General features: G+C 74.4%; 26 protein-coding genes. 17 read left to right on the top strand and 9 right to left on the bottom strand.

Features of this window, described 5'->3' with window-relative positions; genetic code table 11:
• The first annotated feature begins 157 nt into the window (after positions 1–157).
• The 5 genes from ACSNN7_RS13895 (at position 158) to ACSNN7_RS13875 (ending at position 4,637) form a co-directional block, all read left to right on the top strand.
• Positions 158–325 carry a hypothetical protein gene (locus ACSNN7_RS13895; protein WP_436681158.1) on the top strand — a complete coding sequence of 56 codons (168 nt, stop codon included), beginning with the start codon at positions 158–160 and terminating at the stop codon, positions 323–325.
• A gap of 35 nt (positions 326–360) precedes the next feature.
• Complete coding sequence (gene alr / locus ACSNN7_RS13890; RefSeq protein ID WP_436681157.1) at positions 361–1,527, top strand: alanine racemase; 1,167 nt, start codon at positions 361–363, stop codon at positions 1,525–1,527.
• The gene (locus ACSNN7_RS13885) at positions 1,524–2,552 is read left to right on the top strand and encodes a D-alanine--D-alanine ligase family protein (protein ID WP_436681156.1); all 1,029 of its coding nucleotides are present in this window, start codon (positions 1,524–1,526) and stop codon (positions 2,550–2,552) included. The genes alr and ACSNN7_RS13885 overlap by 4 nt, the downstream gene beginning before the upstream one ends.
• Entirely contained in the window at positions 2,552–3,727 is a 1,176-nt protein-coding gene (locus tag ACSNN7_RS13880) for a UDP-N-acetylglucosamine--N-acetylmuramyl-(pentapeptide) pyrophosphoryl-undecaprenol N-acetylglucosamine transferase (RefSeq protein ID WP_436681155.1), read from the top strand. The genes ACSNN7_RS13885 and ACSNN7_RS13880 overlap by 1 nt, the downstream gene beginning before the upstream one ends.
• Positions 3,728–3,839: 112 nt before the next feature.
• Positions 3,840–4,637: an alpha/beta fold hydrolase gene (locus ACSNN7_RS13875; RefSeq protein ID WP_436681154.1), complete on the top strand. Its 798-nt coding sequence runs from the start codon at positions 3,840–3,842 to the stop codon at positions 4,635–4,637.
• 142 nt (positions 4,638–4,779) lie between these two features.
• Here the strand turns inward: ACSNN7_RS13875 and ACSNN7_RS13870 are convergent, their stop codons facing one another.
• From ACSNN7_RS13870 to ACSNN7_RS13855, 4 genes are all read right to left on the bottom strand, one after another.
• Positions 4,780–5,526 (bottom strand): SDR family NAD(P)-dependent oxidoreductase, encoded by a 747-nt coding sequence (locus tag ACSNN7_RS13870; RefSeq protein ID WP_436681153.1) that lies wholly within the window; start codon positions 5,524–5,526, stop codon positions 4,780–4,782.
• Positions 5,527–5,590: 64 nt separating this feature from the next.
• A complete protein-coding gene (locus tag ACSNN7_RS13865; protein ID WP_436681152.1) occupies positions 5,591–5,797 on the bottom strand; it encodes a DNA-binding protein in 207 nt (68 codons plus the stop codon).
• Positions 5,798–5,809: 12 nt separating this feature from the next.
• On the bottom strand, positions 5,810–6,790 hold the full coding sequence (locus tag ACSNN7_RS13860; RefSeq protein WP_436681151.1) for a phosphotransferase family protein: 981 nt from the start codon (positions 6,788–6,790) through the stop codon (positions 5,810–5,812).
• A gap of 40 nt (positions 6,791–6,830) precedes the next feature.
• On the bottom strand, positions 6,831–7,400 hold the full coding sequence (locus ACSNN7_RS13855; protein WP_436681150.1) for a dihydrofolate reductase family protein: 570 nt from the start codon (positions 7,398–7,400) through the stop codon (positions 6,831–6,833).
• A gap of 75 nt (positions 7,401–7,475) precedes the next feature.
• On the opposite strand from ACSNN7_RS13855, the gene ACSNN7_RS13850 reads away from it, so the two are divergent.
• Positions 7,476–8,048, top strand: a complete 573-nt coding sequence (locus ACSNN7_RS13850; RefSeq protein WP_436681149.1) for a TetR/AcrR family transcriptional regulator — start codon at positions 7,476–7,478, stop codon at positions 8,046–8,048.
• Positions 8,049–8,147: 99 nt separating this feature from the next.
• A complete protein-coding gene (locus ACSNN7_RS13845; protein ID WP_436681148.1) occupies positions 8,148–9,296 on the top strand; it encodes a polysaccharide pyruvyl transferase family protein in 1,149 nt (382 codons plus the stop codon).
• A gap of 13 nt (positions 9,297–9,309) precedes the next feature.
• Here ACSNN7_RS13845 and ACSNN7_RS13840 read toward each other — a convergent pair whose 3' ends face one another.
• Entirely contained in the window at positions 9,310–9,507 is a 198-nt protein-coding gene (locus tag ACSNN7_RS13840) for a hypothetical protein (RefSeq protein WP_436681147.1), read from the bottom strand.
• Positions 9,508–9,573: 66 nt separating this feature from the next.
• Here ACSNN7_RS13840 and ACSNN7_RS13835 point away from each other — a divergent pair, with 66 nt between their 5' ends.
• Positions 9,574–10,095: a DinB family protein gene (locus ACSNN7_RS13835; RefSeq protein ID WP_436681146.1), complete on the top strand. Its 522-nt coding sequence runs from the start codon at positions 9,574–9,576 to the stop codon at positions 10,093–10,095.
• Between the two features lies 1 nt (position 10,096).
• Here ACSNN7_RS13835 and ACSNN7_RS13830 read toward each other — a convergent pair whose 3' ends face one another.
• Entirely contained in the window at positions 10,097–10,972 is an 876-nt protein-coding gene (locus ACSNN7_RS13830; protein ID WP_436681145.1) for a carbohydrate kinase family protein, read from the bottom strand.
• Positions 10,973–11,034: 62 nt separating this feature from the next.
• On the opposite strand from ACSNN7_RS13830, the gene ACSNN7_RS13825 reads away from it, so the two are divergent.
• Together ACSNN7_RS13825 and ACSNN7_RS13820 are read left to right on the top strand one after the other, a co-directional pair.
• Entirely contained in the window at positions 11,035–14,241 is a 3,207-nt protein-coding gene (locus ACSNN7_RS13825; protein ID WP_436681144.1) for an SNF2-related protein, read from the top strand.
• A complete protein-coding gene (locus ACSNN7_RS13820; protein ID WP_436681143.1) occupies positions 14,238–15,215 on the top strand; it encodes an SWIM zinc finger family protein in 978 nt (325 codons plus the stop codon). Before ACSNN7_RS13825 ends, ACSNN7_RS13820 begins: the two co-directional genes overlap by 4 nt.
• Positions 15,216–15,326: 111 nt before the next feature.
• Here the strand turns inward: ACSNN7_RS13820 and ACSNN7_RS13815 are convergent, their stop codons facing one another.
• Positions 15,327–15,584 carry a DUF3040 domain-containing protein gene (locus ACSNN7_RS13815; protein WP_334450062.1) on the bottom strand — a complete coding sequence of 86 codons (258 nt, stop codon included), beginning with the start codon at positions 15,582–15,584 and terminating at the stop codon, positions 15,327–15,329.
• A 452-nt stretch (positions 15,585–16,036) separates the two neighbouring features.
• Between ACSNN7_RS13815 and ACSNN7_RS13810 the strand changes: the two genes are divergently transcribed.
• The 5 genes from ACSNN7_RS13810 to ACSNN7_RS13790 are packed head-to-tail and all read left to right on the top strand — an operon-like array spanning position 16,037 to position 22,224.
• Complete coding sequence (locus ACSNN7_RS13810; RefSeq protein ID WP_436681142.1) at positions 16,037–18,091, top strand: DUF1800 domain-containing protein; 2,055 nt, start codon at positions 16,037–16,039, stop codon at positions 18,089–18,091.
• An 8-nt stretch (positions 18,092–18,099) separates the two neighbouring features.
• Positions 18,100–19,479 (top strand): DUF1501 domain-containing protein, encoded by a 1,380-nt coding sequence (locus ACSNN7_RS13805; protein WP_436681141.1) that lies wholly within the window; start codon positions 18,100–18,102, stop codon positions 19,477–19,479.
• Positions 19,476–20,897, top strand: coding sequence for a ferredoxin reductase family protein (locus tag ACSNN7_RS13800; protein WP_436681140.1), 1,422 nt, complete (start codon positions 19,476–19,478; stop codon positions 20,895–20,897). The genes ACSNN7_RS13805 and ACSNN7_RS13800 overlap by 4 nt, the downstream gene beginning before the upstream one ends.
• 12 nt (positions 20,898–20,909) lie before the next feature.
• On the top strand, positions 20,910–21,494 hold the full coding sequence (locus ACSNN7_RS13795) for an FMN-binding protein (protein ID WP_436681139.1): 585 nt from the start codon (positions 20,910–20,912) through the stop codon (positions 21,492–21,494).
• Positions 21,495–21,543: 49 nt separating this feature from the next.
• Positions 21,544–22,224 (top strand): FAD:protein FMN transferase, encoded by a 681-nt coding sequence (locus ACSNN7_RS13790; RefSeq protein ID WP_436681179.1) that lies wholly within the window; start codon positions 21,544–21,546, stop codon positions 22,222–22,224.
• Here ACSNN7_RS13790 and ACSNN7_RS13785 read toward each other — a convergent pair.
• Together ACSNN7_RS13785 and ACSNN7_RS13780 are read right to left on the bottom strand one after the other, a co-directional pair.
• The gene (locus ACSNN7_RS13785) at positions 22,214–22,402 is read right to left on the bottom strand and encodes a hypothetical protein (RefSeq protein ID WP_436681138.1); all 189 of its coding nucleotides are present in this window, start codon (positions 22,400–22,402) and stop codon (positions 22,214–22,216) included. The genes ACSNN7_RS13790 and ACSNN7_RS13785 overlap by 11 nt on opposite strands.
• Before the next feature lie 54 nt (positions 22,403–22,456).
• Complete coding sequence (locus ACSNN7_RS13780) at positions 22,457–23,128, bottom strand: bifunctional DNA primase/polymerase (RefSeq protein WP_436681137.1); 672 nt, start codon at positions 23,126–23,128, stop codon at positions 22,457–22,459.
• Positions 23,129–23,378: 250 nt separating this feature from the next.
• Between ACSNN7_RS13780 and ACSNN7_RS13775 the strand changes: the two genes are divergently transcribed.
• A complete protein-coding gene (locus ACSNN7_RS13775) occupies positions 23,379–24,605 on the top strand; it encodes a helix-turn-helix domain-containing protein (protein WP_334450069.1) in 1,227 nt (408 codons plus the stop codon).
• Between the two features lie 16 nt (positions 24,606–24,621).
• Positions 24,622–25,111 (top strand): flavoprotein (locus ACSNN7_RS13770; protein ID WP_436681136.1); only part of this gene is annotated, 490 nt, incomplete at its 3' end.

The raw sequence follows: 25,111 nt of genomic DNA, 5'->3' as shown, positions 1-25,111 counted from the left end.
TGGCGGGGGTCAAGTAAACCCGAAACCCGTGAAGAACTGATGTGGGCGAGCTCCGGGAAGCGGCGGGCCGGACATCGCACAGCCGGTCCACGGTTTCTTCAAAGGTTCTTCACCACCGGCTGCCTACGGTGCCCGTCGTGTCAGTCAGGAGCCGGACATGATCTTCGAACCAGCACACCGGGGCCGCCGCGACGAGCAGCAGCGGCGGGCGGCCCGGCGGCGCATCCGGGAGACGCTCGCGGTGCGCCGGGCCGCCGCGGTCGGCGGACACGGGGCCGCCGAACCGCCGGACGACCCGCCCGTCGCGCCCGAGGCCGCCAGGTGACGCCGGGTACGCGTGGCCGGCCCGCGGGGACCGCGGTGATCGACGAACGTGTCCAGCTCGCCGAGGCCGTGATCGATCTGGCGGCGATCGCGGAGAACGTCCGGACGATCGCGGCGATCGCGCGTACACGGGTGATGGCGGTGGTGAAGGCCGACGGGTTCGGGCACGGCGCGGTGCCGGTGGCGCGGGCCGCGCTGGGCGCCGGCGCCACCTGGCTGGGCGTGACCTCGGCGGCGGAGGCGGTGACCCTGCGCTCGGCGGGCATCGGCGCGCCCGTGCTGAGCTGGCTGCACCGGCCGGACGAGGACTTCACCCGCCTGATCGCCGCGGACGTCGACATCGCGGTGTCGACCCTGGCCCACCTGCACGCCATCGCCACCGCGGCCACGGACCTCGGTGTGCCCGCCGCGGTCCAGCTCAAGGCGGACGTCGGGCTGTCCCGCAACGGTGCCGGCGGCGACGCATGGCCCGAGCTGGTCGCCTGGGCCCGCCGGCACGAGGCGGAGGGCAGCGTCCGGGTACGCGGGGTGTGGTCCCACCTGACGAACGCCGACGTGCCGGGCTGCCCGAGCATCGCCCGCCAGCTGTCGACGTTCCAGGAGGCGCTGCGGATCGCCCGGAGAGCCGGGCTCGACCCCGAGGTGGTGCATCTGGCGAACTCGGCGGCGGCCCTGGCCGCCCCGCAGACCCGGTTCGATCTCTGCCGGATCGGCCTGGCCATGTACGGCGTCGACCCGTTCGGCGCGACCGGTCCCGGCCACTACCGCCTGCGACCCGCCATGACCCTGCGGTCGAGGGTGATCAACCTGAAGCGCGTGCCCGCCGGTACCGGCGTGTCCTACGGCCCCGATCAGGTCACCGACCGGCCGACCACGCTCGCGCTGCTGCCGCTCGGGTACGCCGATGGCCTGTCACGTACCGCCGAGGGCCGGGCGTGGGTCTGGCTCGCCGGTCGGCGCTGCCCGATCGTCGGCCGCATCGCGATGGATCAGTGCGTCGTCGACGTCGGCGACCTGCCGGTGTCGCTCGGCGATCCGGTGGTCGTCTTCGGTCCCGGCGCCGAGCCCGGCTCGCCCGGCCCGGCCGAGCCGACGGCCGCCGAGTGGGCGCGGTGGGCCGGCACCAACCCGCACGAAGTCCTGACCGGAATCGGCGCGCGAGTGGCGCGCGTCCACCTGCACGGGGAAGCGGCAACATCATGACTGTTCGTCTGGCGGTGCTGTTCGGCGGGCGCAGCGGGGAGCACGACGTCTCCCGAGGCTCGGCGGAGAGCATCCTGGCCCATCTCGACCGCGACACGTACGACGTGACCGAGGTGCTGATCGAGCGCGACGGCCGGTGGCGGGTGAACGGCGACCGGGCCACCTTCGCGCAGGCGCTGGGGACCCTCGGCGGCCAGGACGTGGTGTTCCCGGCGCTGCACGGCCCGTACGGTGAGGACGGCACCGTCCAGTCGATGCTGGAGTGGCTCGGCGTCGCGTTCGTCGGAAACGGTGTCTTCGCCAGCGCCGCGGGCATGGACAAGCCGGTCACGAAGAGGCTCCTCGCCGCCGACGGGCTGCGCGTGGCCGACGGGGTGACGCTGCGGCCCGGCGAGGAGCTGTCGTCGCGGGACCAGGAGCGGCTGGGCCTGCCCGTCTTCGTCAAACCGGCCCGGGCCGGCTCCAGCCTGGGAGTCTCCAAGGTCGAACGATGGGCGCAGCTGCCCGCCGCCCTGCGGCTCGCGCGCGAGAGCGACGCGAAGGTTCTCGTCGAACGCGCCGTGCGTGGGCGCGAGATCGACGTCGGCGTCCTCCAGCACCCCGACGGTCGCGTCGAGGCCGGGCCGCCGCTGGAGATCCGGGTGGCGAACGCCGCCTTCTTCGACTACGACGCCAAGTACGACGGCGGTGCCGTCTTCCACATTCCGGCCCGGCTCGACCCCGGTACCACCCGGCTGCTGCAGGACCGAGCGGTGCGGGCGTTCCACGCGCTCGGCTGTCGTGGGCTGCTCCGCGTCGACTTCTTCCTCCCGGATCCGGACGCCGACCACGGCACCGGGTGGGCCGGAGACCGCACGGAGCCGGTGATCAACGAGGTCAACACCTTCCCCGGATTCACCGCCGCCTCCCAGTACCCGCAGATCTGGCAGCGGGCCGGCGTCGGCTACTCCGCCCTGCTCGACATCCTCATCCAGGGCGCACTGCACCGGCACGACACCGCCTCCGTCTGCCCGAGTCCCCGCTGATGGCCGTCTACACCGCGGAACACCTCCGTGGTCTCCGCATGATCGTCACGGGCGGGGGAACGGGCGGGCACACCTACCCGGCGCTGACCACGATCCGTACGCTCCGCGACCGGCTGGCGGCGGCCGGCACCGCACCGGACATCCGCTGGGTGGGCGTCGCCCACGGGCTGGAGGCCGGCATCGCCCGGCAGGAGGGCGTTGCCTTCACGGCGATCACCACCGGCAAGCTGCGCCGCTCGCCGAACCGGCACGAGTGGGGCCGCAACGTCGCCGACGCCTTCCGGGTGCCGCTCGGCGTCCTCCAGGCCGTCATGATCGTGGTGCGCACCCGGCCCGAGGTGGTCTTCTCCACCGGCGGATACGTCTCCGTCCCGATCGGCGTCGCCGCCTGGCTGGCCGGCCGCCCGCTGGTCATGCACGAGCAGATCCTCACGCTCGGGCTGGCGAACCGGATCCTCGCCCGCCTCGCCGATCGGGTCCTGCTGAGTCACGAGTCCTCCATCGACCACCTGCCCGCCCGAGCGAGAACCCGCGCAGTGGTCACCGGCAACCCGATCCGGCCCGAGATCCTCACGGGCGACCGCGACCGGGCGCTCGCCGCGTACCACCTGGATCCGCGCCTGCCGCTGGTGTACGTCACCGGCGGCGCCCAGGGCGCCGTCCAGGTCAACGAGCTGATCGCCGCCATCCTCTCCGGACTCCTGCCGAGCTGTCAGGTGCTGCACCAGTGCGGCGACTACTCCCTCGACCGGATGCGGCAGGTCGCGGCCGCCGTGCCGGAGCACCTGCGCAGCAGGTACCGGGTCGTCGACTACGTCCACGGCGAGCTGCCCGACGTCCTGACCGCCGCGGACATCGTCGTCGCCCGCAGCGGCGCCGGCACCGTCGCCGAACTCACCGCCCTGGGCAAGGCCTGCATCTTCATCCCGCTCATCCCCACCGGCGGCGACGAACAGCGGCGGACCGCACGGCACCTCGCCGACGCCGGTGCCTGCCGCATGCTCGCCGGCCCCGACGCCTCCGCCGACCGCCTCCACGAGGAGATCATGGTGCTGCTCGACCACCCGCAACGACGCCGGCAACTGGCCGACGCCGCCCGCCGGCACGGCCGGCCCGATGCGGCCGCGGCCGTGGTCAGCGCGATCATCGACGCCGCTGGGCGGTACCGGCCCTGATCCTGCGCTCCGATCGGCGAATCGCCTGCGCACACCTGCGCGTACGCGCCGGCCTGCCCGTTGCCACGTGGTACGGGTGAGGCGTGGGCATCGACGCACCGGGAAGCACCAGGTGAGCTACGCGGACGTCAACGGCCTGCGCCTCTGGTACGAGGTCCACGGCGACGGCCTCCCGCTGGTGCTGCTGCACGGCGGGTACGGCGCGGTGGAGATGTTCGCCCCGATCCTGCCCGCCCTGGCGCGGCGGCGGCGGGTGATCGGCGTGGACCTCCAGGGCCACGGGCGCACCGCCGACGTGGACCGTCCACTGCGGTACGAGACGATGGCCGAGGACATCGCCGCGCTGCTGCGGCACCTCGGCCTGCCCGAGGCGGACCTGCTCGGCTACTCCCTCGGCGGCGCGGTGGCGCTGCGTACCGCGATCCAGCATCCCGGGGTCGTCCGGCGGCTGGTGCTGGTCTCCACCCCGTGCCGGCGGCAGGGCTGGTATCCCGAGGTGCTGGCCGCGATGGCCGCCCAGGACGAGCGGGCCGGCGAGCAGATGCGCGGCACGCCCGCGCACGAGCGCTACGTGCGGATCGCCCCCCGCCCCGGCGACTGGCCGGACCTCTGGGCCAGGACCGGCGACCTGCTGCGCCGCGAGTACGACTGGTCGGCCGAGGTCGCTGCGCTCACCGTGCCGACGCTGCTGGTCTACGCCGACGCCGACTCGATCCCGGTCACCCACATGGCCGAGTTCTTCGGGCTGCTCGGCGGGGGCCACCGCGACGCCGGCTGGGACGGCACCGACCGGCCGGCGGCCCGGCTGGCGGTGCTGCCCGGCCTCACCCACTACGACATCGTCGCCTCGGCGGCCCTGCCCGCCGCCGTCCTGCCGTTCCTCACCCACGAGGTCCGCCCACCGCAGTGACCCGACGGTCGAGCGGGTGATACCTCAGAGGTATCAAGATGCCTCTGAGGTATCACGCTCGTGGGCCCGTCCGCTTTCGGCGCGGGTGGTGGATGCCGCGGCACCGGATCGGCCCCGGGCGCCGCCATCCGCCCCGTCGTGCTCAGCTGGTGAAGCCGCCGTCCACGGCGATCACCGCTCCCGTCACGTAGCCGGCGTCGTCGCCGGCCAGGTGGGCCACCGTGGCGGCGATCTCGTCCGGCGCGGCGTACCGGCCCAGGGCGGTGAATCCCCGGATGGTGTCGGCGTTCGGTCCGTCGGCCGGGTTGGCGTCGGTGTCGGTCGGCCCGGGGACGACCAGGTTCACCGTGATACCCCGTGGTCCCAGCTCGCGGGCGAGGCCCCTGGTCAAGCCGGTGAGCGCGGTCTTGCTCATCGCGTACGCGGCCAGGCCGGGGAAGACCGCCCGCTCGCCGACGTTGCTGCCGATCGAGATGATCCGGCCGCCGGCGGTCATGTGCCGCACGGCCGCCTGGGCGGCGACGAACGGCGCCCGGACGTTGACCGCGATGGTGCGCTCCAGGTCGTCGGCGGTGAACTCGTCGATCGCGCCGATCAGGAAAGCCCCGGCGTTGTTCACCAGGATGTCCAGCCGGCCCAGCTCGTCCGCCGTCCGGTCCACCGCCTGCCGCAGCGCGGCCGGGTCGGCGCTGTCCGCTCGCACGGCGGTCGCCCGCCGGCCGAGCGCCTCGATCTGCTTCACCACCGTCGCCGCCCGGTCGGCGTCGCGCTGCCAGGTCACCGCCACGTCGGCGCCGTCGGCGGCGAGGCGCAGCGCCGTCGCCGCCCCGATGCCCCGCCCACCGCCGGTCACCAGGGCCACCTTGCCGTCAAGAAGTGTCGTCGTCATGCAGCTCAGCATCGGCGTGGACGGCCCGGAGGTCTGGCGGCGATCGGACGCCTCGTTCGGGTGGTCAGGCGTCGGGCTCCTCCCCGGCGAGGCTCAGGCCGCGATCCCGCAGCGCCGCCCGCAGGATGCCGATCGCCTTCGGCCCCATGCCGTGCAGGGCCCGCAGCTCCCGCTCGGTGACGGCGGTCAGCTGGTCCAGCCGGGTCCAGCCCGCGCCGATCAGCGCCCGCCGGGCCGGCGCGCCCACCGCCGGGATGTCCATGTCGCTCACCACGTCATGGTGTCACGGTGCCGGTGCGGCGCGGCGGGTCGCCGATCCGGGCGGGCTTCGGTGCAACCGGCGGCGTACCCAGGGCAGCAGGGCGTCCGCCTGGGCCCGCTGGAACGCCCGGACGGTGGGGATGCCCGGCGGGGGCGGCTGCCGGGCGCCGTCGGTGAAGAAGCCGGCCAGCCCGGCGTACACGCCGGTCAGCGCGGCCGGGTCGACGTCGGCGGTGAGCGGGAGCCGGCGCAGCAGCGCCTCGACGTCGTGCCCGCCGTGCAGCGCGACGTCGACCAGCAGCAGCGCGGTGTCCAGCCAGGCCGGACCCCGGCAGGCGTGCGGCCAGTCGACCACGCTGACGATGCCGGCCGGGTCGACGAGCAGGTTGTCGGCGCGCAGGTCGATGTGGCACAGCGTGTCGCCGTCGAGGGCGGCCAGGCCGTACGCGGCCGCGGCGCGCAGGTCGTCCAGGTGCGCGCGGGCCCACGGGTCGAGGTCGGCGGGCGGGTCGGCGGCGATCCGGTCCCAGGCACCGAAGTCGTACGCCAGCCGCGCGGCGGCGGCCGGCGTGTGCCGGACCGGATCGGGGGTGAGCGCCGCGGCCATCGCCGCCAGCGTGTCGAGCACGGTCATCAGCTCGTCGGTCCGCCAGGGGGTGACCGGGTGCCGGCCCTGGACGTCGGTGAAGACCAGCGCCACCCACTCGCCGTCGTCGTAGCGCCCGAGCAGTCGGGGCGCCGGGGCGGACGCCGGCAGCGCGGCGGCGACGGCCGCCTCGGCGCGGTGCAGCGCGACGCTGTGCGCGTTCCGCGCCCGGCTGACCGCCTTGACGAAGGCGCGTCGGCCGTCGGCGGTGCGGACCCGGTCGGCGGTGCCGGGGGAGAAGCCGCCCGGCTGGGACACCGCCTCGACCACCCGGTCGCCGAGGACGCGCTGCACGCCGGACCGGACCTGACCGGGCAGGTCCGCCCAGCCGATCCGGGTCCTGACCAGCTCGTCCATCCGTCCAGGTTGGTGCGGGACGGGCCGGCGGGCAACCGGGTTACCCGGCGAGGTAACGCAGCATGACGAGCCCGCTGGCGAAGGGCCGGGTCTCCACCAGCCGGAACCGGCGCGGGTCGAACTCCCGGTCGACGATCGGCACGCCCCGGCCGACCAGGACCGGGTGGAGCTTGACCACCAGTTCGTCCACCTCGGGCAGCAACTGGCCCGCGAGCTGTCCGCCGCCGGCGAGCCAGATGTCGCCGCCGTCGCGGCGCTTCAGCTCGCGGACGAACTCGACCGGGTCGGCGTCGACGAGCTGCACGTCGGGGTAGTCCGCCGGGGGCAGCGACCGGGAGAAGACGTACTGGGTCAGGTGGGCGTACGGGCTGGTGACGCCGATGGCGAGGCCCGGGTCGTAGGTGGCGCGCCCCATCACCACCGCGTCGAAGCGGCCCTGCGGCCGGTCGATGCCGAACCGCTCGTGGGTGAAGGTGGGGAACGTCTGGGGCCAGGTCGCCACCAGGTGCTCCTGCACGTCGGGTTCGAGCGGGAGGAAGTCGTACGTCCCGTCGGGGGCGGCGATGAAGCCGTCGACGGTGCCGGCGACGTAGTACACGAGCTTGCGCAAACTGACTCCTCAATCACTACGGCTGTCGTGGTTGAAAAACTACAACACCTGTCGTGGTTCCGCTAGGGTTAATTCGTGGCGAGAAACGTGGAACGGCGGGCGGCGCTGGCCGACGCGGGGTTGCGGGTGCTGGCGGCGACCGGGGCGCGAGGCCTGACCCACCGCGCCGTCGACGCCGAGGCCGGCGTCCCGGTCGGCACGGCCTCCAACTACTTCCGCTCCCGCGACGCCATGCTCGGCGCGCTCGGCGAACGGATCATGGAACGGTTCGCGCCGGACGAGGGCACCCTCGCCGAACTCGGCGCCCGGGAGCCCTCGCTGGAGCTGTTCACCGACTACGTCCGCTACATCGTCGAGCGCACCACCGCCCAGCCGGAGCTGACCCGGGCGCTGATCGAGCTGCGGCTGGAGGCGGTGCGCCGGCCGGAGCTGGCCCGGATCCTCGGCGACACGCTGCGCCGTGGCTACCGCGACGACGTCGCGTTCCACGTCGCCGCCGGGCTGCCCGGCGGGGCGTTCGAGGTGGCCCTGCTGCACTACGCGCTGGACGGCCTCCTGCTCGACCTGCTCACCACCTCGATCGGCGCCGGATTCGACCCGGACGAGGTGGTCTCCGCCCTGGTGTCCCGGCTGGTCGCCCGCGCCTGAGCCCGGCCCGCCGCCCGGCCCGGCCCGACCCGACCCGAGGTATGCCACCGGCCGCAACGGGAAACCGCCTGCGGGACGTACCCCCGGGAGGAGTGACGCATGAGAGACGGCGCCGGCCTGACCATCGGTGTGCTCGGCTCGTACGGCGGACGCAACCTCGGCGACGAGGCGATCCTCACCGGTCTCCTGGCCGACCTGCGCGAGCAGGAACCCCACGCCCGGATCATCGTCTTCTCCCGCAACCCGGCGCACACCGCGCTCGCCCACCCCGACGTGGAGGCGGTGCCCTGGGAGGGGGTCAGCCGGGTCGACTCCGCGGAGGTGCTCGCCCAGCTCGACCTGCTCATCCTCGGCGGCGGCGGCATCCTGTACGACCGGGAGGCCCGCCGCTACCTGCGCGTCGTCCGGGTCGCCCAGGAGCGGGGCCTGCCGCTGCTGACGTACGCGGTGGGGGTCGGGCCGCTCAGCGACGGCGTCGACACCGGCATGGTCCGGGAGACCCTGGCCAGCGCCATCGAGGTCACGGTGCGGGACCAGGAGTCCCGGATGCTGCTGGAGGAGGCGGGGCTGCTCAACCCGATCACCGTCACCGCCGACCCGGCGTTCCTGCTGGAGCCCGAGGACTTCCCCGCCCGGCTGCTGCGCGAGGAGGGCGTGCCCGCCGGCAAGCGCCTGATCGGCCTCAGCGTCCGCGAGCCGGGCCGGGCCGCCGAGCGGCTCGACGTCGACGGGTACCACCGGCTGCTCGCCCAGATCGGCGACTTCCTGGTGCACCGCATCGACGCGTACGTGCTCTTCGTCCCGATGGAACGCGACGACATCCGGCACTCGCACGGCGTGCTGTCCCACATGGTCGCCGCCGACCGGGGCCGGATCCTGCACGGCGACTACTCGCCCCGGCAGGTGCTCGGCCTGATGAAGCACTTCGACCTGGCGGTCGGCATGCGACTACACTTCCTGATCTTCGCCGCGATGGTGGGCACGCCGTTCCTTCCCCTGCCGTACGCGGGAAAGGTCTTCGACCTGGCTCAACGGCTCGGAGTGCCGGCGCTGCGCGGCGTGGAACGGGAGGTGGAGGGTCCGCTGCTCGCGGAGGTCGACCGGCTCTGGGACGAACGCGACTCCCGGGCGGAGGCCACCGCCCGCCGGGTCGCCGAGGTCTGCGACCAGGCCCGGGGCACCTCGCAGGTCACCCGGGCGGTGCTGGACAGCCTGCGGTCCCGGGCGCTGGCCCGGATGGACGCCTGACCGCCCGGCCGGCTCAGATCGCCGGGCCGCGCCAGCGGTAGCAGTACTCGCCTTCGACGGACTCCAGCTCGTAGATCTGCGCGTCGATCAGCCCCTCCGGACCGAGGTGGTGATGGGTCAGCGGCGGACGGTTGTTGGTGTCCAGTTCCACGTCGACCGTCTCGCCGTCCGCCGGGCCGTCTGCCAGGGGAATCCGCACCGTTGATGCCATGGGCCCATCCTGCCCCGGAGATCGCCGGCCCGCAGGGATTGCCGGACCGGGACTACGGTGCAGGGTATGGCGGACATCGAGATCGATCCCACGCTCGCGCCGGTCCTGGCCCGCACCGGCGACGAACGCGTCGTGCTGGAGGCGTTCCTCGACTTCCACCGGGGCATCGTGCTGCGCAAGGTGCGCGGCCTGGCCGACGGCGACGCCCGCCGCCGGCTGGTGCCGTCCGCGACCACCCTCGCCGGGTTGCTGAAACACCTGGCCCTGATCGAGCGGAGCTGGTTCCCCGTCCTGCTCGACCCCGCCCCGGGCGAGGTCTTCCCGACCACCGAGGAGGACGCCGCGGCCAGCTTCGCCGTGGCCGAGGGGGAGACCCTGGACGACCTCGTCGAGGCGTACGAGCGGGCCTGCGCGCGGTCCCGGGAGGTGGCCGCCCGGTTCCCGCTGGACCACGTCGTGCCGCACCCCCAGCTCGGCGAGGTGTCGCTGCGCTGGATCCTGGTGCACCTGATCGAGGAGACCGCCCGGCACGCCGGGCACGCCGACATCCTGCGCGAACTCACCGACGGCGAGACCGGGGTGCTCTGACTCAGGCGCGCGGCAGCAGTCCCGGCGGGTACTCCATGCCGTCGTGGGTGCAGGCCGCGGCGGCCACCGCCGCCGCGTACGCCGCCGCCTCGGGCAGGGCCGCGCCGCGCAGCCGACCGGCGACCAACCCGGCGGCGAAGGCGTCCCCGGCGCCGTTGGTGTCCACCACCGGCGCGGCCGGCACGGTGGCGGGCACCCGCACCGGCGCGCCGCCGCCGGGGTGCAGGTCGGCGCCGTCCGCGCCCCGGGTCACCACCACCGTGCGGGGCGCCAGCCCGGCCGCCAGGGTCGGGGCCTGGTCACCCAGCCGTACCCCGCTGACCAGGACCAGGTCGGCGGCCTCGGCGAACGGACGGTGGTAGGGCTGCTGCCCGTCCCAGTCGTGCAGGTCGGTGGAGAGCGGCACCCCGTCGGGCAGTGCCGCGCGCAGCACCGGCAGCCGGTCCCGGACCCAGTCCATGATCGAGACGTGCACGTGGGCGGCGTCCCGGATCAGCCCGGCCAGCTCGTCGTCGGTGAACGGGGCCGCCGCGCCGGTCCACGGGGACGGGTCGTGCAGGGACATCCGCCGCCCGGCCGGGTCGAGCAGGTTCACCGACTGCCGGGTGCCGCCCGGGTTGTCGACCAGCACCGTGTGCACCGAGGTCCGGGCCAGCGCGGCGCGCACCACCTGACCGGCGGGATCGGTGCCGAGCACGTCCACCAGGGCGACCCGCAGCCCCAGCGCGTGCGCGGCGAGGGCCACCCCCGCGCCGGTGTTGCCGATCCGCGACTCGATCGCCGGGACGATGAGCGAGTCGGCGGCGGGAGGCGGGATCGCGGGCACACGGACCCGCACATCCACCCCAAGGCCGCCGATCACGAGCAGGTCGAACATGGCGCCGACGGTAGCCGGTGGGCGCGGCCTATCCTGGGCCGGGCGTCGACGAGGGGGGAGCTGTGCTGGTCATCCACGCGTTGTGGCTGGTCGGTGCCGGTCTCGCCGTCTGGGCGGAGGACAGCACCGCGCCCGCCCGGGCGCCCCGCCGGCCCGGAAGGGCCCCGCGCGAGCGCGCCCACCCGTTCGCCGCCGACCACGCCACGCTCGCCGCCGCGCTGGGCGACGTCCCGGCCCAGGCCGGTTCCCTGCCGCTCACCCTGCCCACCCGGGGCGGCTCCCCGCTGGACTCGCCCGAGCTGGTGCGGACCACCGTCGCCGAACCGGTCCGCGGCCCGGTCACCCTGGCCGGCTGGCGGGTGCCCGTCCTGACGTACGGCCCGGACGCGGCGCTGACCCTGCTGCGCGCCCTCGACGGGCCGGCCGCCGTACCGGGGGCCACCCTGCGCCACCTCGCCGAGCTGGCCGAGTTCGCGGTCGACCTGGTGTCCCGGGGCCGGGTCCTGCCCGCTCTGGCCGACTCGGCTCCGCCCGACGGCGGGGCGGTGGCGGTGGCCCGGGCGCTCTGGCGGCCGCTGCTCACCGGCACCGACGCCGGGTGGGCCCGGTCGCTGGCGCTGGCCCTGCCCCCGGCCGCCCGGTCCGCCGCCGGGCCGCTGTCCGTCCTCGACCTCGAGCCGGGTCCGGGCGCCCGCCCGGCGTCCGCCGCCGGACCGGTGCCCACCGGCGGGCGTGGACCCGGCCGGGCCGGTGCACCCGGCAGCCCCGGCTCGGCGGATCCCGGGGCGGGCGGGCTGGTGGCCGACGCGCTGGACGCGCTCACCGACGCCGCCGCCCGGGCCGCGCTGGCCGAGGTCGACCTGGCCCGGGGCGGCCGCCGCGACGGCGTCGTCGCCGACTGGCTGACCGCGCTCTCCGGGGCGGACCGGAAGTTCAGCGCCGACCCCGACGCGCTGGCCACCCTCCGCGCCGAGCTGGACGACTGGCAGCGCGACGCCGCCGGTGGCGCGGTACGGGCCAGCTTCCGGCTGGTCGAGCCGCCGCCCGAGGACATCGTCGACCCGCTGGTGGTGGTTCCCGCCGACCCGGCCACCGTGGTCCGGCCCGCCGGTCGCTGGCGGGTCGAGTTCGGCCTGCAGGCCGCCGACGAGCCGAGCCTGCACGTCGACGCCGGCCAGGTCTGGCGTGCGCCGGAGACCGTGCCCGCGCTCGCCGGCCGGCGCGACGACCCGCAGGAGACGCTCCTGGCCGAGCTGGGCCGGGCCGGCCGGCTCTGGCCGGAGCTGGACGCCGCGCTGCGGACCCCGGCCCCGGAGGAGTTGGAGCTGAACGTCGAGGGCGCGCACCGGTTCCTGCGCGACGGCGCCCCGGTGCTGCACGCCGCCGGCTTCGGGGTGCTGCTGCCCTCCTGGTGGCAGCGCCCGTCGGCGCGACTCGGCGCCCGGTTGCAGGCGCGCAGCCGTACCGCCCCGGGCACCGTCGCCGGCGCCTCCGGCGGGCTCGGCCTGGACGCTCTGGTCGACTACCGGTGGGAGGTGGCGCTCGGCGACGAGACGCTCGACGCCGACGAGCTGACCGCGCTGGCCGCGTTGAAGACGCCGCTGGTGCGGCTGCGCGGCCGATGGGTGGAGCTGGACCCGAAGCGGCTCGCCGCCGGGCTGCGGCTGCTGCGCTCCTCCGGCGAGCTGACCGTCGCCGACCTGCTCCGGCTCGGCCTGGCCGGCGCCGACCGGCCCGAGGCGCTGCCGGTGCTGGAGGTGACCGCCGACGGGCCGCTGGGCGACCTGCTCGCCGGGGAGGCCGAACGGCGGCTCACCCCGCTCGACCCGCCGCCGGGATTCAAGGGCACCCTGCGGCCGTACCAGCGGCGGGGGCTGGCCTGGCTGGCCTTCCTCCAGTCACTCGGGCTCGGCGGCGTGCTCGCCGATGACATGGGGCTGGGCAAGACGGTGCAGCTGCTGGCCCTGCTCGCCGGGGACCCGCCGGCGGCCGGGCCGACCCTGCTGGTCTGCCCGATGTCGCTGGTCGGCAACTGGCAGCGGGAGGCGGCGAAGTTCACCCCGGGGCTGCGCGTGCACGTGCATCACGGCGCGGAGCGGGCCCGGGGCGAGGAGTTCACCGCGGCGGCGCACGCGGCCGACCTGGTGGTGACCACCTACTCGGTGGCGGCCCGGGACGCGGTCGCGCTCGCCTCGATCGGCTGGCACCGGGTGGTGGTGGACGAGGCGCAGGCGATCAAGAACGCCTCGACCCGGCAGGCCGAGGCGGTGCGGTCGCTGCCCGCGCGGCACCGGGTCGCGGTCACCGGTACGCCGGTGGAGAACCGGCTGGCCGACCTCTGGTCCATCATGCAGTTCGCCAACCCGGGGCTGCTCGGCCCGGCCGCCAGCTTCCGGACCGCGTACGCGGTGCCGATCGAGCGGCACGGGGACGCCGAGGTTGCCGCCCGGTTGCGCCGGATGACCGGCCCGTTCGTGCTGCGCCGGCTCAAGACCGACTCCTCGATCATCTCCGACCTGCCCGAGAAGCTGGAGATGGAGGTGCTCTGCAACCTCACCGCCGAGCAGGCGTCGCTCTACCGGGCCATCGTGGACGACATGCTGGCGAAGATCGAGTCCAGCGACGGCATGGAGCGGCGCGGCCTGGTGCTGGCCACCATGACCCGGCTCAAGCAGGTCTGCAACCACCCGGCACAGCTGCTGCGCGACGGCTCGGCCCTGCCCGGGCGCTCCGGCAAGCTGGAACGGCTGGAGGAGATCCTCGACGAGGTGCTCGCGGCGGGGGAGAAGGCCCTGCTCTTCACCCAGTACGCGGAGTTCGGCGGGATGCTGCGCGGGCACCTCTCGGCCCGCTTCGGCCGCGAGGTGCTCTTCCTGCACGGCGGGGTCGGCAAGGCGGACCGGGACGCCATGGTCACCCGGTTCCAGTCCCCGGACGGACCGGCGATCTTCGTGCTGTCGCTCAAGGCCGGCGGCACCGGGCTGACCCTCACCGCCGCCAACCACGTCGTGCACGTCGACCGGTGGTGGAACCCGGCGGTGGAGGACCAGGCGACCGACCGGGCGTTCCGGATCGGCCAGCGCCGGCGGGTCCAGGTACGCAAGTTCGTCTGTGTCGGCACGGTGGAGGAGAAGGTCGCCGCGATGATCGCCGACAAGCGCAGCCTGGCCGCCTCGGTGGTGGGCAGCGGGGAGCAGTGGGTCACCGAGCTCTCCACCGCCCAGCTGCGCGAGCTGTTCGCGCTGGAGGCCGGGGCGGTGGTCGAGTGACCGGCCCCGACCGCACCCCACCACCCGGCGACCCGGCACCCGGCGAGGGCGCGGGCCCGGCCGGCCGGTTCGCCGACTTCGGGCGGCCCCGACGGGTCGACGGCGGGCTGAAGGCGCGCAGCACCCGGGGCGCGATCGGCGTCTCCTGGTGGTCGCGGCGCTTCCTGGAGGTGCTGGAGTCGTTCGCCCTCGGCACCCGGCTCACCCGCGGCCGGTCGTACGCGCGCCGGGGCCAGGTGGTGCGGCTCGACGTGATGCCCGGCCGGGTCGAGGCCGTCGTGCAGGGCTCCCGGGCCGAGCCGTACCGGGTCGGTATCGAGCTGGCGGTCTTCCCGCCGGCGCTCTGGGACCGGATCGAGCGGGACCTCGCCGCGCAGGCGTTCTTCAGCGCCCGGCTGCTCGCCGGGGACCTCCCGGCGGAGCTGGAGGAGGTGTTCGCCGCCGCCGGCGCCCCGCTCTTCCCGAGCGGGGTGACGGAGCTGACCCAGCGGTGCAACTGCCCCGACTTCGCGGTGCCCTGCAAACACCTCGCGGCGACCTTCTACCTGCTGGCCGAGGCGTTCGACGCGGACCCGTTCCAGCTGCTGCACTGGCGCGGCCGCAGCCGGGCCGAGCTGCTCGACCGGCTGCGTGCCCTGCGCGGCACCGGCCCGGCCGGTCGGACCGGTACGCCCGAGGTATCCGATCCGGACACCGTCGCGCCGGGGACACCCGAGGACGATCCGGCCCCCGCCGGGGAACCGGGCGTGGCGGCCGGGGCGGCACGGGTGCTGGCCGGACTGCCGGTGATGCCACTCGGTGAGGCGGTGGACCGGTTCTGGCTGCCGCCGGTACCACTGCCGGACCGGCCGCCGACCCTCGCGACCGGGCCGGAGCTGCTGCTGCGGCAGCTCGGCGCGCCCGCGGCCGCCATCGGCGGCCCGGGCCTGCTCGAGCGGCTGCGCCGGGCGTACCGGACTTTCGGCCGGTCCTGACCCCGCCGCCCGCGGCGGATCGTGGACGGTCGTCGTCCGAGTGGGCGTCGACTGTCCACGATCTCGAACCGGGTGACGCGTCCTGACGTCCGGCCGCCTACCGCCGGCGGGTCAAAGCCAGCGACGGCGGAACCGCCACATGAGCGCGGCGTTGGCCGCCAGCACCACGGCGCAGATCGCGCCGGCCATCCGTCCGGCCAGCACGGTCATCGCCGGCAGCGACGCCCAGAGCACGATCGTCAGGATCATCAGCCAGCGCCCGCGCCGGGCCCGCGCCCGATGGTCGAGTCTCGCGAAGAACTTCGGGTCGCTCTCCCGGAGGTGCCGGGTGATCTGTTCGAATCTGCGCTGATCCTCTTTGCTGAGCATGGCGATGCCTTCCCCTCACGGCTTCAGCGGTCCGGCGGCTTACCCGCTGCGGCGGCCGGTCACGCCCGTGAGCTGCTGCCACTTTGCGCGTTCGGGTGGTCCGGAACACGGGTCAGGAACGGCTCAGCAGCGGCTTATCCCTTCCTTAAGTTTGGCTGTGCCCGTGAACGGGGCCGAGAGCGTCGCGTGGGCCGCAAACGTTACGTCCGGGCCCTGCGGGGACGTGTCGGCCCTGCTCGGGACGCCGCCGCCCGGCAGGGCGCAAACCGGGCCGGTCACGGCGGTGCTGAGCGGTGCCTTAAGTGCCGTCCTGAGCCGCTGATCAGCGCCTTGAAGGCACCCCACCCCTTGGCTACCTTCCCGGGGCAACCCCCTCAGACAAACAGTCGCCGCACCCAACGCCCCGCTCTGGTGGCAGCGTGTCGGCGCCTTGAAGAAATCGGGATTGGTGCATGGCCGACCAGAATGTGCCACCGCGCGGACCGTGGGAAGACCGCGGCTGGACCCCTGGACAACACCCCACCCCGGACGGTTACCGCGACGTCCACCCCTCTGCGTCGTACCCCACGCAGTACCAGGGCCCGGCGGGCTCCGGCCAGCCGTACGGCGGGTACCCCGCCCCGCCGGCCCCCCGCGGCCCGCAGTGGGTCGGCCCGGAGGGCCTGGGCCGGCAGTCGTTCCACCAGCCGGCCGGCACCGGACTGCCCCGACTGGACGATGACGGCGAGCCCGGCGGCCGGGTCGGCCGGCGGCGCGCCCTCGCGATCGGCGGCACCGCCGCCGTGGTCGCCGGCGGCGCCGCCCTCGGGATGAGCTCGACGGTGCGTGGGTTCTTCGGCGGCGACGACGCGGTGGCCGGCGACGCGACCGGCACCACCGTCACCGACGGCACCGCCGCCCGCCCCAGTGGGCAGCAGGCGAGCACGGTGCGCACCTACACCGAGCAGAACGAGAGCTACATGGGCTCCCGGGCCGGGGCCGCGCTGAAGAAGAACGCCCCCAGCGGAGGGCGGACGTTCTCCGGTCCGGCGGCCGCCGCGGCGGAGACCCCGGTGACCGTGAAGACGGTGCTGGCCAAGGACCCGGTACGGCACCTGGCCAGCCGGGCCACCTTCGGCGCCTCGCCCAAGACGCTCGCCGACATCCGCCGGATGGGCATCGACGGCTGGGTCCGCTGGCAGCTCGACCCGGAGAAGATCGCGCCGAGCCCGGCCGAGCTGAAGCTCGCCGAGCTGCCCAGCCTCAAGCTGAGCCCGGTGCAGCTGCGCGAGCAGCGCGACCAGCTCAACGAGAAGGGCGTGCAGCCGGAGCGGGAGATGGTGGACGCCACCATCGCCCGTCAGATCTGGTCCGAGCGGCAGCTCTTCGAGGTGATGGTCGACTTCTGGAACGACTTCCTGCACGTCGCCGCCGACTTCGACGGCGGTGAGGTCTACCGCAATTCCTTCGACCGGGACGTCGTGCGGGCCCACGCGCTGGGCAGCTACCCGGACATGCTGGTCGCCGCGAACAAGCACCCCGCCCTGCTGCTCTACCTGAGCCAGAACGACTCCCGCAAGGACGCCATCAACGAGAACCTGGCCCGGGAGAACCTGGAGCTGTACTCGGTCGGCGTCGACGGCGGCTACACCGAGAAGGACGTCCGGCAGGCGGCCATGCTGCAGACCGGCCGGGGCGTCCAGGACGGCAAGTACGTCTTCCGCGCCGACCAGCACTACCTCGGCAAGGTCAAGATCCTCGGGTTCAGCCACGCGAACGCCTCGGCGGACCCGAAGAAGGCCGACGCGGTCATCGACTCCTACATCCGCTACATCGCCCTGCACCCGTCGACCGCCCAGTACGTGGCGCGCAGCCTCGCCACCCGGTTCGTCTCGGACACCCCGCCGAAGTCCCTGGTGGACCGGCTGGCCAAGACGTACACGGTCAACAAGGGCATGGTGAAGCCGCTGCTGATGACGCTCTTCAGCTCCTCGGAGTTCTGGGCGGCGGTGGGGCAGAAGGTGCGCCGGCCGATGGAGTACCTGATCGCCACCTACCGGACCCTCAACGTCCGGCCGGAGGCGTCGCGGGGCTTCAAAGCCGACGGTGGACGCCCGGCGTTCGCCCGGGGGCTGCGCCAGATCCACGACAAGCTGCGCGAGCTCGGCCAGTACCCGATGGGTCAGCCCACGCCGGACGGCTACCCGGACGTCTACGTCGCCTGGACCTCGGCCGGCACCATGGTCAACGGCTGGAACGAGGCCGCCGACCTGCTCAACGGCTACCGCACCGAGTTCACCTACACCAGCGCCGACAAGCTGGTGGCGAAGCCGCCGGCGACCGCCGGGGCGTACGTGGACGCGCTCGCCCAGCGGCTGGTGCACCAGAAGCTGAGCGCCAAGGAGAAGGCGCTGATCCTCGGTGTCGCCGGTGTGCCGGCCGGCGCCAAGGTCGACGCGACGTTCAACGGGGCCGTCACCGCCGTCGCGCGGGCGATCCTCGCTTCCCCCCAGCACCACCTCCGGTGAGGCACCCGATGGAGAAGACTGTGCACTCGTTCCCCCTGCACCCCGAATGCCCCGACGTGCGGCGGCTGGCCGACGACCCGGCCGAGGCGCTGCTGCGCGCCGAGGCCGACATCGTCGCCGCCGAGAACGCCGCCGAGGCCGACCGCTACCGCCGGCTGGAGGACCTGGAGGAGGCCCAGCAGGACGGGCGGGGGGTGACCCGGCGTACCTTCGTCGCCGGTGCCGCCGCCACCGCCACCGCGCTGGCCACCGCGCAGTTCGTCACCACCTCGGCGTCCTTCGCCGCGACGAAGACCGGCACCCTGATCCACGTCTTCCTCTACGGCGGGCTGGACGGGCTCAGCCTGGTCGCTCCGGACAACGACCCGGTGCTGGCCAAGGCCCGGCCCGACCTGCTGCTCGGCAACGACTCGCTGCCCGTGGGCCGGGGCTTCAAGCTGACCAGCGCCTTCAAGCCGCTCGAGCAGTGGCTCAAGGCCGGCCAGCTCGGCTTCATCCCGGCGGTCTCCGACGAGCGGCTGTCGCGCAGCCACTTCCAGGCCGCGGACGCCTGCAACCTCGGTGGCCTGCCCAACGAGACCGGCGGCCGGGGCTGGCTGGACGGTCTGGTCGACAACCTGGGCAAGGGCACCGCGTTCCGCAGCGTCGGCATCGGCAGCACGCTGCCCCGGTCGCTGGTGGGCAACAACGGCGCGCTGTCGCTCAACAACGTCGGTTCGCTGCGGCTCAACGGCGACGAGAAGTACCGGGCGGCCACCGAGAAGGCGATCCGGGGCCTGTTCACCGGGATCAACCACCCGGTGCAGGAGGCGGTGCTCGACGGCATGGGCGCGCTGGCCACCGCGCAGCGGCTGGCGGCCAAGCCGTACCAGCCGGCGGCCGGCGTGACGTACGAGGGCGTCGGGTACGCGTTCCAGCAGCTCGCCCAGCTCATCAAGGGCGGGGCGAACGTCCGGGTGGCCACCGTCGGCATGGGCGGCTACGACACCCACGAGAACCAGGGCACCCGGGACGGCGGTCAGCTCCACCGGCGGCTCAACGAACTGGCCACGGCGATGGCCGCGTTCTTCACCGACCTCGGTGACCGGGCCGCCGACGTCACCGTCATGGTGTCCAGCGAGTTCGGCCGCCGGGTCGCCTCCAACAGCGGCGGCACCGACCACGGCCACGGTGGCGTGGTCACCCTGCTCTCCGGCCGCAAGCTCGCCGGCTCGCTGCTCGGCACCTGGAACGGGTTGAACGATCTGGACAGTGGCGACGTACCTGAGTACAACAACATGTTCAACGTCTACGGAAGCGTGGCGCAGGGCCGGTTCGGCCTGACCAACGCCGAGGTGGACAAGATCTTCCCGAGGCAGAAGTACACCCCCATGAAGCTGTACGCGTGACGTACCAGGACACGTACGCCGGCGGCCGCCGTACCGGGACCTCGTCCCGGCACGGCGGCCGTTCGGCCGCCCCCGTACCCCCGACACCGGTGCTGCCCCGGCGCGGGCCCGGCGGCCGGCGCGCGCTGTCCGCGCTGTTCTGGCTCGGCCTGGTGGCCAGCGTGCTGCCCTGGTGGCTGGACACCCCGGCCGACTCGCTGGCCGGCACCGCCGACGTGCTCACCGCCGCCGGGCGGATCACCGGCCTGGTCGCCGGCTACCTGCTGCTGGTGCAGGTGCTGATGATGAGCCGCCTGGGCGTGCTCGAACGCGTGCTCGGCGGCGAGCGGATCTCCCGGCTGCACCGGGACGTCGGCGTCACCCTGCTCGTCGCGGTGCTCACCCACATGTCCCTGCTGGTGGTGGCCTACGCCGAGGCCGACGAGCAGTCGGTGCTGGGCGAGGTGGGCGTGCTGCTGCGCGACTACGAGGACATGCTCTCCGCGTTCGCCGCCGCCGGCATCATGGTGCTGGTCGGCTGCACCGGCGTCCGGGCGATCCGCACCCTGCTGCCCTACGAGCTCTGGTACCACCTGCACCTGACCAGCTACGCGGCCCTGCTGCTGGGCTTCGGCCACCAGTTCAGCAACGGCGCCCAGCTCTTCCCGCCCGGTCCGGTGCGCACCGGCTGGATCGCCGCCTACCTGCTGGTGGTCGCCGCACTGGTCTGGGGACGGCTGATCGCCCCGCTGCGCTTCAACCTGCGGCACCGGCTGCGGGTGGCCGACGTGGTCGCCGAGACCCCGGACACCATCTCGATCTACCTGACCGGCGAGCGGCTCAACCAGATCGACATGCTCGGCGGGCAGTACTTCCGCTGGCGGTTCCTCACCCGCGGCTGCTGGTGGCAGTCGCACCCGTTCTCGCTCTCCGCCGCGGCCAACGGCCGCTGGCTGCGGCTGACCGTCAAGGTGGTCGGTTCGCACACCGCCGACCTGCGCGACCTCGACCCGGGAACCCGGGTCTGGGCGGAGGGGCCGTCCGGCACCTTCACCGCCGCGCACCGCACCCGGGAGCGCGCCCTGCTGATCGCCGGCGGCAGCGGCATCGCCCCGCTGCGCGCGATGCTGGAGGAGCTGCCGCCCGGCGCCGCGCTGATCTACCGCGCCCGTACCCCGGCCGACGTGCTGCTGCACCACGAGCTGGACTGGCTCGCCCAGGCCCGCCAGGTCTCCGTCTGGTACGTCATCGGCTCCCGCGACGACGCCGGCCCCCGTCAGGTGATGAACCCCGAGGGCCTGCGCCGCCTGGTGCCCGACGTGGCCCGCCGCGACGTCTACCTCTGCGGCCCGTCCGGGCTGGTGGAGGAGTCGGTGCGGGTGCTGCGCGCCGCCGGTGTGCCCCGGGGGCAGATCCACCTCGCCACGTTCGAGTTGTAGAGAGGCAACGCCATGCGTCGCGCGATCCTCGCGATCACCGGTCTGGCCGCCGGCACCAGTGCACTGGTGGTGCTCAAGGGTTCCCCGGGCGCGGGCCAGGTCGCCCAGGACCTCCCGTCCGCCCAGGCGTCCGCCGCCCCCGCGGCCGGCGACCCCGGCCCGGCCGGCACGGTGCGTCCCGCGCCCCGGCCCTCCGCCACGGGCCGCACCCCGGCGGCGCGACCCACCACCGCCACGCCCCGGACCCCGGGCCCGGGCAACACCACCGCCACCCGGCCCGCCGCGCCCCGGGCCACCACCAGCGCGCCGAAGCCGGCCCTGCGCACGGTGAGCGGCCCGGACGTGAAGTACGAGTACGGCACGCTGCACGTGCAGATCACCCTCTCCGGCAGCAGGATCGTCAACGTCACCGGGATCGGCCTGCCGCAGAGCGGGCAGTCCGGCCAGCGCAGCGACGACGTGCAGCGCACCTACAGCGGCACCAGCGGCGAGGTGGTGCAGAAGCAGAGCGCCGACCTGAACACCGTCAGCGACGCCACCGCCACCAGCAACGCGTACCAGCAGTCGCTGCAGGCGGCGATCGACCGGGCCGGCTGAGGTGCCGGTCTCGCCGGTCCGTCCCGGCCTGCGCCGGGTCGAGCACGTCATGGGTACGGCGATCAGCCTCGACCTGGCCGACGACCTGCCCGCCGCGACCCTGCACGACCTCGCCGCGGAGACCTTCGGCTGGCTGCGCGAGGTCGACGCCCGGTTCAGCACCTACCGCGACGACAGCGAGGTGTGCCGCCTGGACCGGGGTGAACTGCGGCCGGCCGACGCCTCGCCGGACCTGCGGGCGGTGCTGGAGCGCTGCGCCGACCTGTGGGCCGCCACCGACGGCTACTTCGACGCGTACGCCACCGGCCGGCTCGACCCGTCCGGCTACGTGAAGGGCTGGTCGGCGCAGGTCGCCTCGGACCGGCTGGTCGCCGCCGGTGCGGCCAACCACTGCCTGAACGCCGGGGGCGACGTGGTGGTCCGGGGACTGTCACCCACCCGGGAGGCGTGGCGGATCGGCGTCGCCCACCCGTGGAACCCGATGGCCACCTGTCTCGTCCTCGCCGGCAGCGACCTGGCGATCGCCACCTCGGGCGTGCAGCACCGGGGCCGGCACGTGCACGATCCGCGCCGGGGCGAGCCGGCCCGGGGCCTGCGCTCGGTCACCGTGGTCGGCGCGGACCTCGGGGTCGCCGACGCGTACGCCACCGCGGCGGTGGCCATGGGCGAGGCCGGCATCGGTTGGCTGGACCGCCTCACCGACCACCGGCCCGCGCGGGTCAGTCGGTGAGCGGGAGGTCGGTGGAGTGCAGCAGGCGGGCGCGTTCCGGGCGGGAGCCGCCGGGTCTGGTGCGCGACCGGCGGTGGGGCCGCCGGTGGTGCGGCGGCGGCTCGGTGCCGCCGGCGGGCCACGTCGCGTCGTCACTGGCCATCTCGTACCCCCGCTCCCGGCGCGTCCGCGCCGTCACCGGTCCAACGACCCCGGCCCCGGCGGGGACGCTGCCGGTGACCCGACCGGCGGATCAGTGGCCCCGTCGGGGGAGCGGCAGCTGCCCGGGAAGCAGCTCCGGGGTCAGCGTCACCCCGCTGGCCCGCAGCGCGTCGACCAGGGTGTTCTGCACCAGGTACGAGTCGGGCAGCTGCCAGCGCGCCTGTTCCGGGGCGACCACCCAGCGCACCGGCCCCTCGGGCAGCCGGGTCGGCGGCGCCGCGATCCACGAGCCCGGGCCGTGGCGTACCACGTGGAAGCAGTGCTCCAGCTCCGGTCGCAGCGGGTCGCCCGGGCGGACGAGGAACATCCAGCGACCGGTCGGGGTCACCAGCACCGGGCCCCGGACGCCGGGGCCGGCCGGGTGGGCCGGGATCGCGTCGAGGACGTGCCGGCCGAGGTGGGCGGGCACCTCCAGCACGTCGAACGCCCGCCCGGTGGGCAGCAGCACCCCGTGCGGCCGGCTGCGCCACCAGGTCGCCACCCGGGCCGGGTCGGCGCTGGCCGCGTGCTCCCAGTTCTCCAGCGCCGGGTGGCAGCCGACCGTCGGGCAGCCGGCCCGACCGCAGACGAAGCGGCTGCGCGCCAGGCAGGCACCCGGGGTGACCTCCCAGCCGTGCGCGGCGTACCGGACGGCGATCCGGCGCAGCCGGACCCGTTCGATCGGCGAGAGCTGGGCGACCCGCGGTCCGACGTTCCCCCACATAGTTCGTGATCTCCCCTCGCCCCGACCGGTCACCCCGTCAGGCGGTATGTCGAGCACCGTCACTGCCGTAACCCGCGATCGTTGAGCTGTCGAACGGCTCGTGCAACTTGCACGAAAACTACGAGGACTGGCCGTACGGCCGACGTACAACCTGTGCGACCAGCGAAAACCTGGGACGGACGGAGCGCCGCGCCCGCGGGGGAGCCGTCCGGAGATCCACCGGACGGACGACGAGGGGGAGGAGCAGGGGATGGACGAGCTACCCATAGGACGGCGGGTGGCCTACTGGCGGGGCCGGCGCAAGATGTCGCAACAGGTCTTCGCCGATCGGCTGGGCAAGTCCAAGAGCTGGGTCGACAAGGTCGAGCGCGGGGTGCGCCGGCTCGACAAGTTCTCCGTCCTCTACGAGATCGCCGACATCCTCCAGGTCGACGTGCAACTGCTGCTCGGCAAGGACCCGGAGCGGCGTACCGACGCGCTCAACTGCATCGACCAGATCGAGGTGCAGGAGATCCGGGCCGCCCTGGAGCGGTACGACTCGATGAGCGCCTACTTCGACGCCGCGCCGTACCCGCCGCCGCTGGCCGACATGCGCAAGGCGGTCAACCACGCCTGGCTCACCTACCAGTACGGCCGCTACGGGATGCTGACCCGGGCGCTGCCGAAGCTGCTGCGCGACGCCCAGGCCGCTGACGCGGGCTACCGGGGCGACCAGGCGTGCGAGGCGGCCCACCTGCTCGGGCAGGTCTACCAGATCGCCTCCTCGGTGCTGCGCAAGCTCGGCGAGTGCGAGCTGGCCTGGCTGGCCGCCGACCGCTCGATGGCGGTCGCCCAGCGCGCCGACGACCAGCTGCTGGCCGGCGTCGCCACCACCCGGGTCTGCAACGCGCTGGTGGCGATGGGCCGGGCCCGGCCCGCGCTGGAGCTCAACGTCACCATCGCCAACCGGCTCGCCCCGGGCGGGAGCAACGAGGCCTCCCCGGACCGGCTCTCCGTCTACGGCATGCTGCTGCTCCAGGGCGCGATGGCCGCCGCCCGGATCGGCGACTCCGCGACCGTGGACGACCTGCTCAACGGCGCCCACGAGGCGGCCACCCTGCTCGGCGGCGATCAGAACCACTACTGGACCTCGTTCGGCCCGACCAACCTGGAGCTGCACCGGGCCGCCGCGGCGGTCGAACTGGGCGACGGCGGCCGGGCGGTGGAGATCCACCAGCGCCTCGCGGAGCCCGCGTTCAACGCGCTGCTGCCCGAGCGCCGCGCGCACCACCTGCTCGACATCGCCCGGGGGTTCGCCCAGATCGGTGACGTGGCCAACGCCGGGGAGATGCTGCTGCGCGGCGACCGGCTCGCGCCCTCGGAGATCCGCTGCCGCCCGATCGCGCACGAGGTGATGTCGGACGTGCTGCGTCGCACACGTGGTGCGCCGCCTTCGCCGATAGCGGAGTTGGCTGAGCACATGGGAGTCGGAGTATGAGCACGGTGCCGGCCGGATGAGCGGCCCGCACCCGAGCAGCGAGCGCCGCGAGGTGCTCTACGTCATCGCCTGCGGTTCGCCGCTGGCCCGCCACGTCGGCCGCCTGGTCGAGCTGGCCCAGCAGGACGGCTGGGAGGTCTGCCTGGTGACCACGCCCGACGGGGCGAAGTTCGTCGACCGGGCCGCGCTGGCCCGGCAGACCGGTCACCCGGTACGCACCCACTACAAGAACGTGGGCGACCCCGACCTGCTGCCCCCGGCCGACGCCATGATCGTCTGCCCGGCGACGGTCAACACGGTCAACAAGTGGGCGGCGGGGATCACCGACACGCTCGCGCTCGGCCTGCTGGTCGAGGGGCAGGGCAAGGGGCTGCCCGTGGTGGCGGTGCCGTTCACCAACGCCGCGATGGCCGCCCACCCGGCCTTCCGGGCCGGCCTGGCCCGATTGCGCGAGTGGGGCACCACGGTGCTCTTCGGCGACCACGTCTTCCCCCTGCACGCGCCGG

The organism is Micromonospora sp. URMC 105 (genome assembly GCF_051386295.1).
In the GTDB taxonomy this organism is placed as follows: Bacteria; Actinomycetota; Actinomycetes; order Mycobacteriales; family Micromonosporaceae; genus Micromonospora.
The sequence above is the reverse complement of the archived record's forward strand: the minus strand, read 5'-3'. Positions and strand labels throughout refer to the sequence as shown.

Excerpts from the sequence above, each read along its gene's own strand:
- ACSNN7_RS13830 (WP_436681145.1), bottom strand. The coding sequence starts at position 10,972 with ATGTTCGACCTGCTCGTGATCGGCGGCCTTGGGGTGGATGTGCGGGTC.
- ACSNN7_RS13845 (WP_436681148.1), top strand. The coding sequence starts at position 8,148 with ATGAGAGACGGCGCCGGCCTGACCATCGGTGTGCTCGGCTCGTACGGC.
- ACSNN7_RS13815 (WP_334450062.1), bottom strand. The coding sequence starts at position 15,584 with ATGCTCAGCAAAGAGGATCAGCGCAGATTCGAACAGATCACCCGGCAC.
- ACSNN7_RS13780 (WP_436681137.1), bottom strand. The coding sequence starts at position 23,128 with ATGTGGGGGAACGTCGGACCGCGGGTCGCCCAGCTCTCGCCGATCGAA.
- ACSNN7_RS13860 (WP_436681151.1), bottom strand. The coding sequence starts at position 6,790 with ATGGACGAGCTGGTCAGGACCCGGATCGGCTGGGCGGACCTGCCCGGT.
- ACSNN7_RS13885 (WP_436681156.1), top strand. The coding sequence starts at position 1,524 with ATGACTGTTCGTCTGGCGGTGCTGTTCGGCGGGCGCAGCGGGGAGCAC.
- ACSNN7_RS13895 (WP_436681158.1), top strand. The coding sequence starts at position 158 with ATGATCTTCGAACCAGCACACCGGGGCCGCCGCGACGAGCAGCAGCGG.
- ACSNN7_RS13810 (WP_436681142.1), top strand. The coding sequence starts at position 16,037 with ATGGCCGACCAGAATGTGCCACCGCGCGGACCGTGGGAAGACCGCGGC.
- ACSNN7_RS13805 (WP_436681141.1), top strand. The coding sequence starts at position 18,100 with ATGGAGAAGACTGTGCACTCGTTCCCCCTGCACCCCGAATGCCCCGAC.
- ACSNN7_RS13880 (WP_436681155.1), top strand. The coding sequence starts at position 2,552 with ATGGCCGTCTACACCGCGGAACACCTCCGTGGTCTCCGCATGATCGTC.
- ACSNN7_RS13870 (WP_436681153.1), bottom strand. The coding sequence starts at position 5,526 with ATGACGACGACACTTCTTGACGGCAAGGTGGCCCTGGTGACCGGCGGT.
- ACSNN7_RS13790 (WP_436681179.1), top strand. The coding sequence starts at position 21,544 with ATGGGTACGGCGATCAGCCTCGACCTGGCCGACGACCTGCCCGCCGCG.
- ACSNN7_RS13775 (WP_334450069.1), top strand. The coding sequence starts at position 23,379 with ATGGACGAGCTACCCATAGGACGGCGGGTGGCCTACTGGCGGGGCCGG.
- ACSNN7_RS13835 (WP_436681146.1), top strand. The coding sequence starts at position 9,574 with ATGGCGGACATCGAGATCGATCCCACGCTCGCGCCGGTCCTGGCCCGC.
- ACSNN7_RS13795 (WP_436681139.1), top strand. The coding sequence starts at position 20,910 with ATGCGTCGCGCGATCCTCGCGATCACCGGTCTGGCCGCCGGCACCAGT.
- ACSNN7_RS13840 (WP_436681147.1), bottom strand. The coding sequence starts at position 9,507 with ATGGCATCAACGGTGCGGATTCCCCTGGCAGACGGCCCGGCGGACGGC.